Below are 11,905 nucleotides of genomic sequence, written 5' to 3'. Positions count from 1 at the left end.
GCCTCGTGCGGAGGCACACCACTCGCGGTGGTGCGGCAGTACATCGAGCAGCAGCGCCGCCCGCTGTAGCTTCGCTCTGCGGGCCGTTCCGGCTTGCCCCGCCCTGAAGGACGGGGCTTGCGCCGGCATCATCCGGTCAAGGCCGTTCGACGGGGCGGAGGGGGCGCGCAACCGGGCGGCGGGGTGCGCGCCCCGCGCGGGCGCGCGCCCGCCGGCGTCCGGGGCATGGAAAAGGCCGAACTCCCGGTGTCCACCGGCAGATCGGCCGTCGTACGTAGTGCCCGGAGCCGGACTTGAACCGGCACGACCTCAAGGCCAGCGAGGTTTAAGCTCGCCGTGTCTGCATTCCACCATCCGGGCAGGATGCTGCGGGTCCGCGCGAAGAACTGGACGCTGTGCCGAGCCTATCGGGAACGCCCTGGTCGGGAACGGGCTCTTCAGCCGATGTTGTCTGATTTTATTGGCGCTTGAGTGGGCGTCAGGCCCGAGAAGACGGGGTCGGCCCGTTACCGGGGGCGATCACCTCCAATGCGGGAATGACGGGATTTCGATGGCCCGCCCGGGCCTTTGCGCCACCCCGGGCCACCCCACCTCCCCGGGCCCCCGATCCGGCCCGGAACACGACGCGGCGGCGGGCGGCCAGCGGCCCGGCGCCCCTCCCCGGGTCGGGGGCACCGTCATACCCAAGGAGGAGGTGGGCCGCCCCGCGATCAGACTCCAGTGGGCCGTCGAACGGGCACCGCGGCTGATCCCCCGACTGGTTCGCGCGGTGACGATGGAAGGGTCCCGCCGTCCCACGCGGACCGCCGTCCGGTCCGCCGCCCGAGGAGTCTCTTGCCGTGACCGCCATGAACTACGCCGTCCCGCACACCGCCCACGCCGTGGCGGCCCGGGCCACCGGCCTCTCCAAGGTCTACGGCCAGGGAGAAACCCAGGTGGTCGCCCTCAACCAGGTGTCCGTGGACTTCGGCCAGGGCCAGTTCACCGCGATCATGGGCCCCTCCGGCTCCGGCAAGTCGACCCTGATGCACTGCGTCGCCGGACTCGACACCTTCTCCTCCGGCTCCGTCCGCATCGGCGACACCGAGCTCGGCAGCCTCAAGGACAAGCAGCTGACGCAGCTGCGCCGGGACAAGATCGGCTTCATCTTCCAGGCGTTCAACCTGCTGCCGACCCTGACCGCGCTGGAGAACATCACCCTCCCGATGGACATCGCCGGCCGCAAGCCCGACCAGCAGTGGCTCGACACCGTCATCGACATGGTCGGCCTCTCCGGCCGCCTCGGCCACCGCCCCACCCAGCTCTCCGGCGGCCAGCAGCAGCGCGTCGCGGTCGCCCGCGCCCTGGCCTCCCGCCCCGAGATCATCTTCGGCGACGAGCCCACCGGAAACCTCGACTCCCGTTCCGGCGCAGAGGTCCTCGGCTTCCTGCGCAACTCCGTGCGCGAGCTGGGCCAGACCGTCGTCATGGTCACCCACGACCCCGTCGCCGCCTCCTACGCGGACCGGGTCATCTTCCTCGCCGACGGCTCCATCGTCGACGAGATGATCAGCCCCACCGCCGACGGCGTCCTCGACCGCATGAAGGCCTTCGACGCCAAGGGCCGCACCAGCTGACGCCCCGGCCACCCCGGCCTCCCGCACGCACGCGCCCGGCCCGCACGCGCACGCCCCGCGCCGCGCCGCACGCACGCCCCGCGCCGCCCGGCGCGCCCGACCGCCCCGGCCGCTGCCGCCCCGGCCGCCCGGCCGCGTCTCCTGCCCGCCCCGCCCGGCGGACCACCACGACTTCTGGATTCCCCATGTTCCGTACCGCCCTGCGCAACGTGCTCGCGCACAAGGCCCGCCTGCTGATGACGGTGCTCGCCGTCATGCTCGGCGTCGCCTTCGTCTCCGGCACGTTCGTGTTCACCGACACCGTCAGCAAGGCGATGTCCAACCAGTCCCGCAAGAGCTACGACGGGGTCGCCGTCTCCGTCACCCACTACGGCCCCGGCCGCGCCGAGGACGGCACGAGGGAGGAGGGCGAGCCCGGCATCAGCCAGCAGACCGTCGACAAGGTCGCCAAGCTGGGCGGCGTCGACTCCGTCTCCGGCCGGGTCTCCGGCTTCGCCGGCGTCGCCGACCCGAGCGGCAAGCTGATCGGCACCGGCTGGGCCAACCAGGGCGCCAACTTCGCCCCCGTCAAGGACGGCAAGGACCCCCGCTACGCCTTCACCGAGGGCCACGGCCCGGCCAAGGCCGACGAGGTCGCGCTGGACAGCGCCTCCGCGAAGACCGGCCGCTACTCCGTCGGCGACAAGGTCCGCGTGGCCACCAACGGCCCGGTCAAGGAGTACACCCTGGCCGGCGTCTTCACCACCGAGGACGGCGCGGTCAACGCCGGCGGCTCGCTGGTGCTCTTCGAGAACAAGGTCGCGCAGGAGCTCTACCTGGCCCCCGGCTACTACTCCGAGCTCGCCGTCGCGGCCAAGCCCGGCGCCGACGCCGGCAAGCTGCTCTCCGAGGTCACCCCGATCGTCGGCAAGGACGCCAAGGCCGAGACCGGCGCCGCCCTGGCCGAGCGCAACGCCAAGGACATCGAGAAGGGCATGAGCGGCCTGAAGACGGGCCTGCTCGCCTTCGGCTTCATCGCCCTCTTCGTCAGCATCTTCCTCATCTACAACACCTTCACCATGCTGGTCGCCCAGCGCACCAAGGAGCTGGCCCTGCTGCGCGCCGTCGGCGCCACCCGCAGCCAGGTCCGCCGGTCCGTGCTGAGCGAGGCCCTGCTGGTCGGCGTCCTCGCCTCCGCCCTCGGCCTCGCCCTCGGCGTGGGCCTGGCCGTCGGCCTGCGCGCCGGCATGGACAGCTTCGGCGCCAAGATCCCGGCCGGCCCGCTGGTCGTCTCCTCGACCGCCGTGATCACCGCGATCCTCGTCGGCGTGAAGGTCACCGTGCTCGCCGCCTGGCTGCCCGCCCGCCGCACCTCCAAGATCCCGCCGGTCGCGGCCATGGGCAGCGCCCACCTGCCGCAGAGCGCCAAGGGCCTGGTGGTCCTCAACAGCATCGGCGGCGTCCTGACCGGCATCGGCTTCGCGCTGATCCTGTGGGGCTCCTCCAAGGGCGGCGAGACCGGCCGCTGGATCATCGGCGGCGGCGCCTTCTTCACCCTCATCGGCGTCGCGGTGCTGATCCCGATGCTGTCGCGGCCGCTGATCGCCGTCGTCCGCCCGCTGCTGAGCCGGGTCTTCGGCGTCGCCGGCAACCTGGCGGCCCGCAACGCGGTCCGCAACCCGCGCCGCACCGGTGTCACCGCCGGCATGCTGACCATCGGCCTGACCCTGGTCACCGGCCTGACCGTGCTCGGCGTGACCATCGGCAAGTCCGTCGACCGCTCCACCACGGACCAGATCCGCGCCGACTACATGCTCACCATGGCCAGCGGCGGCGACCTGGACCCCTCGGTCCTGACCGCGCTGGAGAAGACGCAGGGCGTCACGGCCGTCTCCGGCCAGCAGTCCGCGTACTTCAAGGGCTCCGACGACCGCTTCCACGCAGCCTCCGGCGTCAACCCGGCCGCCATCGAAAAGCTGGTCAACTTCAAGGTGGTCAGCGGCTCGGTGGCCGGCCTGGCCCAGGGCCAGGTCGCCGTCGCCGACAAGACCGCCAAGAAGGCCGGGCTCACGGTCGGCAGCACCTTCGAGGCCACCTTCGACGGTGCCGGGGCCAAGAAGACCCTGAAGGTCGCCGCGATCTACGAGGAGAGCGAGCTCGTCTCCCCGTACGTCCTGGACGTCAAGCAGGTCCCCGTCGTGGAGGGCGAGAAGCCGCAGATCCGCCAGGTCTTCGTGAAGATGGCCGGCGGCGAGTCCAAGGCCAACGAGCAGAAGGTCATCGACGCCCTCGGCGACAACCCCGCCATCAAGATCGCGGACAAGCAGGACATCCGCAACGAGATGGGCGGCATCATCAACATGATGCTGAACCTGATGTACGGCCTGCTGGGCATGGCGCTGGTCATCTCGGTCCTCGGCGTCGTCAACACCCTGGCCATGTCGGTCTTCGAGCGGACCCAGGAGATCGGCATGCTGCGGGCCGTGGGCCTCAACCAGGGCCGGGTCAAGAGCATGATCCGCCTGGAGGCCGTGGTCATCTCCCTCTTCGGCGCGGTGCTCGGCGTCGGCCTCGGCACCTTCCTCGCCTGGGCACTGGGCCGCACCTTCAAGGCCTCGGTCCCGAACTACGAGCTGGTCATCCCGTTCGACCGGATCGGCGTCTTCCTGCTGCTGGCCGCCGTGGTCGGCGTCCTGGCCGCCATGTGGCCGGCGCGCAGCGCGGCGAAGCTGAACATGCTGACGGCGATCAAGACGGAGTAGCGGCCGCCGGCGGCCCGGGCCGCCGGCGCCGCGCACGCGGGACCCGCAACGGGCCCCGGGGCACCCGCCCCGGGGCCCGTCCGCGTACCCGGGGCCACACGGCCGACCGGGGCCCGCGTGCGGGGCGTACGGGCGTACGGGGCGTACGGGCCCTACGCGGTCCAGGTGCGCAGCCGCAGCGGCAGCCCCGACGCCCCGCCCTCCCCCGGGCGGACGGCGAGCACCTGGTTGACGCCCAGCCGGCCCCGCTCGAAGCCCAGCGCGCAGGCCGCCATGTACAGCAGCCAGACCCGGGCCCGGCCGGGCGAGGTCAGCCGTGCGGCCTCCTCCCAGTGCTCCTGAAGGCGGGTCACCCAGGCCCGCAGGGTGAGCCCGTAGTGCTCGCGCAGGGCCTCCACGTCCCGGACCTCGAAGCCGGCCCGCTCCAGTTCGCCGACGGTCGTGCCGAGCGGCGAGAGCTCCCCGTCGGGGAAGACGTAGGCGTCGATGAACTCGTCGACGCGGTAGGCGGCTTCGTCCGGCTCGGGCCGGCGCGCGATCTGGTGGTTCAGCAGCCGGCCGCCGGGGGCGAGCAGGGCGTACAGGGTGACGGCGTACTCGCGGTAGCGGTCGGCACCCACGTGCTCGGCCATGCCGATGGACGAAATGGCCTCGTACGGGCCGTCCTTGACGTCCCGGTAGTCCTGCACCCTGATCTCGACCCGGTCCGCCAGCCCCTCCTCCGCGACCCGCTTGCGGGCGTACAGGGCCTGCTCGCGGGAGAGCGTGATGCCGGTGACGCGGGCGTCGTACGCGCGGGCCGCGTGCAGCGCCATGGAGCCCCAGCCGCAGCCGACGTCGAGGAGCCGGGCGCCGGGGCGCAGGCGCAGCTTGCGGCAGACGAGGTCGAGCTTGTCCCGCTGGGCCTGTTCGAGGGTGGAGCCCGGGCTCCAGTAGGCGCAGGAGTACACCATGGAGGGGCCGAGGACCCGCTCGTAGAACGCGTTGCCCACGTCGTAGTGGTGGCTGACCGCCTGCCGGTCGCGGTCCTTGCTGTGCGCCTTCCCGCCGCGGCGCAGGGCCTCCTCGGGCGGCGGCGCCGGCGCCGTCCAGGGCCGGGCCAGGGCCACCAGGTCGCGTACGGCGGCCCGGGCCGCGGGGTCGCGGAGCATCCCCGCGGTGCCGGCGGGCCCGTCGGGGGCGGCGCCCAGGTGCAGCTTCGGCAGGATCGGGCGCAGGGCGGTGAGTTTGGCCAGGCTGTTGCGGCGGGCCGGCGGCCGCATCCCGGGGACCGCGCCCGCCACCGGGACCACCGCCGCCGGCGGCCCGGCGGAGGCGGCCGGTGCGGCCGGTGCGGCCGGTGCGGCCGGTGCGGCCGAGCCCCGCTCCCAGAGCAGGCCGGCCACCTTGTCCAGCAGCTCGTACAGGTCCCCGTCGACGGTGATGTCCCCCGCCACCCAGGAGCGGGCCAGGCCCAGTTCGCCGGGCCTCCACAGGATCCGGCGCAGGGCTCGGCGGCGGGCCAGGACCAGGACGGGCCCGGACGGCGGCCCGGCCTCGCTCCCGTCCCAGGCCCGGATCCGGACGGGCAGCGGGGCACCCAGCAGGGTCTCGGCCACAACGGCCAGCCGCGGCGCGGCGTCGGTCATCGGCGGCACCTCCAAACCATCCGACGAAACGGCTTACCCATTTCCGTCGGCGGCATGCGGTGCCGGCCGCCAGGGCCCCCGGAGGCCGTAACGCCGGCAACGCCGAAGGGGCCGCCCGCACCACGGATGGCGGGCGGCCCCTTCGGGGACGTGCGGTACGTCCGGGAGGTCCCGGGACGTACGGCCGGTCGGATCAGGACCGGGTCAGAACCGCGTCAGGAGGCCTTGGCCTTCTCGGCGGGCGCGGCAGCCGCGGCGGCCGGGGCCGGAGCGGGCTTGGCGGCCTCGTAGAACTCCTCGCGGGGGGTCTCCAGAGCACCGAGGGAGACGACCTCGCGCTTGAGGAACATGCCGAGGGTCCAGTCCGCGAAGACGCGGATCTTGCGGTTCCAGGTCGGCATGGCCATGCCGTGGTAGCCGCGGTGCATGTACCAGGCGAGACGGCCCTTGAGCTTGATCTTCATCTTGCCCATGACGATCATCGCAACGCCCTTGTGGACGCCGAGACCGGCCACCGCACCCTTGTTGGAGTGCTCGTATTCCTTCTGCGGGAAGCCGCGCATGCCGGCCACCACGTTGTCGCCGAGGACCTTGGCCTGGCGCAGCGCGTGCTGGGCGTTCGGCGGGCACCAGGCGTTCTCGACACCGGCCTTGCGGGCGGCGACGTCCGGGACCTGGGCGTTGTCGCCGGCGGCCCAGATGTAGTCGGTGCCCTGGACCTGGAGGGTCGGGGCGGTGTCGACGTGGCCGCGCGGGCCGAGCGGCAGGCCGAAGCGGGCCAGCGCCGGGTTGGGCTTGACGCCCGCGGTCCACACGATCGTGTTGGAGTCGACCTCGAGGCCGTTCTTCAGCACGACGTGGCCGTCGACGCAGGAGTCCATCGAGGTGCCGAGGTAGATCTCGATGCCGCGGGACTCGAGGTGCTCCTTGCCCCAGGTGCCGAGCTTGGGCCCGACCTCGGGGAGGATCTTGTCGGCCGCGTCCACCAGGATGAAGCGCATGTCCTCGCGCTTGATCGTGGAGTAGTACTTGGCGGCGTCGCGGGCCATGTCCTCGACCTCGCCGATCGTCTCGGCGCCGGCGAAGCCGCCGCCGATGAAGACGAAGGTGAGGGCCTTGCGGCGGACGTTCTCGTCCGTCGTGGACTCGGCCTTGTCGAGCTGCTCGAGGACGTGGTTGCGCAGGCCGATGCCCTCCTCGACGCCCTTCATGCCGATGCCCTGCTCGGCGAGGCCGGGGATCGGGAAGGTGCGGGAGATGGCGCCGAGCGCGATCACCAGGTAGTCGAAGGGCAGCTCGTACGCCTCGCCGACGAGCGGCGTGACGACGGCGACCTTGCGGTCCTGGTCGATGGTGGTGACCCGGCCGGTGAGGACCTCAGCCTTGGGCAGCACGCGTCGCAGCGGGACGACGACGTGCCGCGGCGAGATGCTGCCGGCGGCCACTTCGGGGAGGAAGGGCTGGTAGGTCATGTAGGACCGGGGGTCGACGACCGTGACGGTCGCCTCGCCGTAGCGCATCTTCTTCATGATGCGCTTGGCCGCGTACAGGCCTACGTACCCACCTCCTACAACGAGGATCCTGGGACGCTCCGTGGTGCTCATGGAAACGAGTATCCAGCACCCCAAGGGGTGATGCTCGTGAGCCCCTTCACAAGAACCGACAGGGCCTCTGCTACACTGCGCCGCCCACGTGACCCAGGTCATGGTGCGAAGCGGGAACCACGGTGTAACGGGATTCGTTGTTCACCCGCCCTGAACTGGCCTCCGAGCACGTCAGCGGAGTGGACCACCCGGTTCGTGGATACGTACCGACCATCCGCGGCGCGTTCCCCGGTTCGCACGAACGCACGCACAAAAGGGACCTGCAGCACCCGCAAACCCCCCGAACGGCCCTCCACTTGACCCAGCCGGGCCATTTTCCTTGTGAAGAACTTCACGAACTTTCCTCGGGGGGAGGGACCTAAGACCCCCATAAAGGCCCCCCAGGCCCCTTGAGCCCCTTACATTCCTCTTCCGCGAGGATGCCGACATCAAGAAGCTCACCGGGCCCTCTGGTCTCTACCGACTCCGGGTTGGTAGAGACCGGATCGCCTACCAGGTACTGGATGGCGAGCTCGTCGTCCTCGTCGTCAGAATCGGCGACCGGCGCGACGTCTACCGCACCATCTGAACTCTGCGGAAAAGCGATGAGCGCCCCCGGGTGGGGGCGCTCCTGCCGCGGTCAGGCGATGGACCAGGCGATGCCGTCCAGGATGTCGTGTTCCGAGACGACGACCTCCGTCGCGCCGATGCGCTCCATGATCGCCAGGAGGACGAGGGCGCCGGCACCGATCACGTCGACCCGTCCCGGGTGCAGGACCGGGATGGCGGCCCGCTCGGCGTGGGTCGTGGTCAGCATCCGCTCGGTGATCTCCCGGACGGTCGCGTACGGGACGCGGGCGTGGTGGATCTCCGAGGAGATGTACTCCGGCAGGCCGAGGGCGATGCCGGCGACCGTGGTCACCGAGCCGGCCAGGCCGACCAGGGTGCGGGCCCCGCGCAGCGGGACCGTCTCCTCGGCCAGGTCCAGGGCCGCCTCGATGTCGGCCCGTATGGCGGCGATCTGCTCCGCGGTCGGCGGGTCCGTGACCGTGCCGTCGACCACCAGGTGGCGCTCGGTCATCCGGACGCAGCCCACGTCGACGGAGCGGGCCGCCCGGACGTGTTCCTCGCCGACGACGAACTCGGTCGAGCCGCCGCCGATGTCCACGACCAGGAACGGCTTGTCCAGCCGGTCCGTGCCGATCAGCTCCTTGGTGGCGCCGATGAAGGAGAACTCCGCCTCCTCGTCGCCGGAGATCACCTCCGGCTCGACGCCCAGGATCTCCACGACCCCGCGGACGAAGTCCTCGCGGTTCTCGGCGTCGCGGGAGGCCGAGGTCGCCACGAAGCGCAGCCGCTCGGCGCCGAGCTCCTTGATCACCCGGGCGTACTCGCGGCAGGCCGCGAACGTGCGCTCCAGGGCCTCCGGGGCCAGCCGGCCGGTCTTGTCCACGCCCTGACCGAGGCGGACGATCGTCATCCGCCGGTCCAGCTCGACCAGCTCGCCGGTGGCCGGGTCACAGTCCGCCACCAGCAGGCGGATGGAGTTCGTGCCGCAGTCGATACCGGCGACCCGGGTCACGCCTCCGACTCCTTCTGCTCCGCGTCCGCGTCCGCGGCCGCGGCCCCTGCGCCGCCGCACGGGGTGACGCACGGGCCCTTCGCCCACCATTCCGGCAGCATGGCGAGGGCCTCGTCGCCGAACGGGTTCACGCCCGGGCCGGCGGCCAGCGAGTGGCCGACGAGCACGTGCAGGCACTTCACCCGGTCCGGCATCCCGCCGGCGCTCGGGAAGCCCTGGAGCACCTCGATGGCGTCGCGGCGCCGGATGTAGTCCTCGTGCGCGGCCTGGTAGGCGGCGGCGAGCTCGGGGTCCTCGGCGAGGCGGGCCTGCATCTCCTTCATCACGCCGTTGGCCTCCAGCGTGCCGATCGCGGAGGCCGCGCGCGGGCAGGTGAGGTAGTACAGCGTGGGGAAGGGGGTGCCGTCGGGCAGCCGGGGGGCGGTCTCCACCACGTCGGGCTGGCCGCAGGGGCAGCGGTGGGCGATGGCGCGCAGCCCGCGCGGCGGGCGTCCGAGCTGCTGCTCGAACGCCTCGATGTCCGCGTCGGTCGGCTCGGTCCGGTCGGTCTGGGGCGGGGGCGTCTGCATGCCTGGAGGAAGTCTCTTCGTTCTCGTCGTTCTCGGGGATGGGTGGTGCTGCTGGTGCTACTGGTGCTGCTGGCGGCCGGTGGTGCCGTCAGTCGCCGGGGCGGTCGGCCTTGTCCACGCCGTCCCAGACGTTCGAGTACCAGGGGCGGTCGGACCCGGCCTGTCCGGTGCGCCGCTGCTCCGCCGCCTCGGCCCCGGGGTCGTTCATGATGTAGCTGATCTCGCCCGGGCGCACGAAGTGCAGGTGTTTGCGGGCCTGCTGCTCCGCATACGCGTCGTCCTGCCAGCGGGCCTTCTCGTCACGCAGCCGTTCGAGCCGCTTGCCGGCCGCCGCGGCCGCCCGTTGCTGCTCGGCGATCTCCGAACGCTGCGAGACGTACTGGCGCATCGGGTAGGCCAGGGCGACGACCAGCGTACAGAGGACCAGCACCAGGAGGGCCGCCCGCCCGGTCAGTCGGCTGCGGCGGACCTGACGGCGACTCTGGGAGCGGTAGACATGGGCGGCGGTCCGCTCGCCGAGCTGCTTGAGCCTGGTCGCGGTCGAGAAGGTGGAGAACCGATCCCGGTTCCCGGCCATTGGTCCGCCTCCCCTGGTGTCCGCGCGCCGGTGCGCGCCCTCGGCCACTGCGCAACGCGCCCTACGCACCACGCCCTACGCACTACGTCCCCGCACACGGTACGGGACCGAGTGCGGGGACGTACGGAGGCTCAGGGGCCCGTCAGCCCTTGAAGCGGGGGAACGCGCTGCGGCCCGCGTACACCGCGGCGTCGTCGAGGATCTCCTCGATGCGCAGCAGCTGGTTGTACTTGGCGACGCGCTCGGAGCGGGCCGGAGCACCGGTCTTGATCTGGCCGCAGTTGGTGGCGACGGCGAGGTCGGCGATGGTGACGTCCTCGGTCTCGCCGGAGCGGTGCGACATCATGCACTTGAAGCCGTTGCGCTGGGCGAGCTCGACGGCGTCCAGGGTCTCGGTCAGGGAGCCGATCTGGTTGACCTTGACGAGCAGGGCGTTGGCGGTGCCCTCCTCGATGCCGCGGGCGAGGCGCTCCGGGTTGGTGACGAAGAGGTCGTCACCGACGAGCTGCACCTTGGTGCCGAGGCGCTCGGTGATGACCTTCCAGCCGGCCCAGTCGTCCTCGAACAGCGGGTCCTCGATGGAGACGAGCGGGTACGCGGAGACGAGCTCCTCGTAGTACTCGGTCATCTCGGCGGCGGAACGCTCCTGGCCCTCGAAGAGGTACTTGCCGTCCTTGAAGAACTCGGAGGCGGCGACGTCGAGCGCGAGGGCGATGTCCTTGCCGGGGGCGTAGCCGGCCTGCTTGATGGCCTCGAGGATGAGGTCCAGGGCGTCGCGGTTCGAGGCCAGGTTCGGGGCGAAGCCGCCCTCGTCACCGAGGCCGGTGGACAGACCCTTGTCCTTCAGCACCTTCTTGAGGGTGTGGTAGACCTCGGTGCCCCAGCGCAGGGCCTCGGAGAAGGACTCGGCGCCGATCGGCGCGATCATGAACTCCTGGATGTCCACGTTGGAGTCGGCGTGCGAACCGCCGTTGAGGATGTTCATCATCGGAACGGGCAGCAGGTGCGCGTTCGGGCCGCCGAGGTAGCGGAACAGCGGGAGGTCGGAGGCCTCGGACGCGGCGTGCGCGACGGCGAGGGAGACGCCCAGGATGGCGTTGGCGCCGAGCGAGCCCTTGTTGTCGGTGGCGTCCAGGTCGAACATGGCCTGGTCGATCAGGCGCTGCTCGGTGGCGTCGTAGCCGACGAGCTCCGGGCCGATCTGCTCGATGACCGCGAGGACGGCCTTCTCCACGCCCTTGCCCATGTAGCGGTTGGGGTCGCCGTCGCGGAGCTCAATGGCCTCGAAGGCACCGGTGGAGGCGCCGGACGGAACGGCAGCACGGCCGGTGCTGCCGTCGTCGAGGCCCACCTCGACCTCGACCGTGGGGTTGCCTCGGGAGTCCAGGATTTCCCGGGCTACGACGACGTCGATGGACGGCACGAGCATCTCCTTCTGGGATGTGACGCTGGGTGTGCGGTGGCGGGTCAGGCCGTGGGCCGGCCTTGCCGCCTAGAGCCTAACCGGCTCCGGGGGGGGGGGGGGGCCCCCCCCCCGGGGCGGGGGGGCTAAAATGGCGCGAATAACCGCGAAGCGGGCTCTAGAAAACCCGTGTCGGGCGCCCCCCCC

The 11,905-nt window shown here is 71.7% G+C and carries 8 protein-coding genes, 1 tRNA gene and 1 pseudogene; 3 read left to right on the top strand and 7 right to left on the bottom strand.

Features of this window, described 5'->3' with window-relative positions; genetic code table 11:
• Positions 1–278 precede the first annotated feature (278 nt).
• Positions 279–360 (bottom strand) — tRNA-Leu (locus ACFVGY_RS34455).
• 488 nt (positions 361–848) lie between these two features.
• Here ACFVGY_RS34455 and ACFVGY_RS34450 point away from each other — a divergent pair.
• Complete coding sequence (locus ACFVGY_RS34450; RefSeq protein WP_385685435.1) at positions 849–1,616, top strand: ABC transporter ATP-binding protein; 768 nt, start codon at positions 849–851, stop codon at positions 1,614–1,616.
• A gap of 185 nt (positions 1,617–1,801) precedes the next feature.
• Positions 1,802–4,357, top strand: coding sequence for an ABC transporter permease (locus ACFVGY_RS34445; RefSeq protein ID WP_385685431.1), 2,556 nt, complete (start codon positions 1,802–1,804; stop codon positions 4,355–4,357).
• Positions 4,358–4,509: 152 nt separating this feature from the next.
• Here ACFVGY_RS34445 and ACFVGY_RS34440 read toward each other — a convergent pair whose 3' ends face one another.
• Both ACFVGY_RS34440 and ACFVGY_RS34435 read right to left on the bottom strand, forming a co-directional pair.
• The gene (locus ACFVGY_RS34440) at positions 4,510–5,985 is read right to left on the bottom strand and encodes a class I SAM-dependent methyltransferase (protein WP_385685428.1); all 1,476 of its coding nucleotides are present in this window, start codon (positions 5,983–5,985) and stop codon (positions 4,510–4,512) included.
• Between the two features lie 215 nt (positions 5,986–6,200).
• The gene (locus ACFVGY_RS34435) at positions 6,201–7,589 is read right to left on the bottom strand and encodes an NAD(P)/FAD-dependent oxidoreductase (RefSeq protein ID WP_385685426.1); all 1,389 of its coding nucleotides are present in this window, start codon (positions 7,587–7,589) and stop codon (positions 6,201–6,203) included.
• Between the two features lie 409 nt (positions 7,590–7,998).
• Between ACFVGY_RS34435 and ACFVGY_RS34430 the strand changes: the two are divergent.
• A pseudogene (locus tag ACFVGY_RS34430) lies at positions 7,999–8,157 on the top strand (type II toxin-antitoxin system RelE/ParE family toxin); the annotation flags it as partial.
• Positions 8,158–8,208: 51 nt separating this feature from the next.
• On the opposite strand, the gene ACFVGY_RS34425 reads toward ACFVGY_RS34430, so the two are convergent.
• The 4 genes from ACFVGY_RS34425 to eno all read right to left on the bottom strand — a co-directional run bounded on the left by ACFVGY_RS34425 (position 8,209) and on the right by eno (position 11,725).
• A complete protein-coding gene (locus ACFVGY_RS34425) occupies positions 8,209–9,150 on the bottom strand; it encodes an exopolyphosphatase (RefSeq protein ID WP_385685423.1) in 942 nt (313 codons plus the stop codon).
• Positions 9,147–9,719, bottom strand: a complete 573-nt coding sequence (locus ACFVGY_RS34420; RefSeq protein WP_385685420.1) for a DUF501 domain-containing protein — start codon at positions 9,717–9,719, stop codon at positions 9,147–9,149. The genes ACFVGY_RS34425 and ACFVGY_RS34420 overlap by 4 nt, the downstream gene beginning before the upstream one ends.
• An 88-nt stretch (positions 9,720–9,807) precedes the next feature.
• Positions 9,808–10,296, bottom strand: coding sequence for a septum formation initiator family protein (locus ACFVGY_RS34415; protein ID WP_385685417.1), 489 nt, complete (start codon positions 10,294–10,296; stop codon positions 9,808–9,810).
• Between the two features lie 142 nt (positions 10,297–10,438).
• Positions 10,439–11,725, bottom strand: coding sequence for a phosphopyruvate hydratase (eno, locus tag ACFVGY_RS34410; RefSeq protein WP_385685415.1), 1,287 nt, complete (start codon positions 11,723–11,725; stop codon positions 10,439–10,441).
• Positions 11,726–11,905 lie beyond the last annotated feature (180 nt).

It is taken from the genome of Streptomyces sp. NPDC127106 (genome assembly GCF_042677605.1).
Classification (GTDB): domain Bacteria; phylum Actinomycetota; class Actinomycetes; order Streptomycetales; family Streptomycetaceae; genus Streptomyces.
The sequence above is the reverse complement of the archived record's forward strand: the minus strand, read 5'-3'. Positions and strand labels throughout refer to the sequence as shown.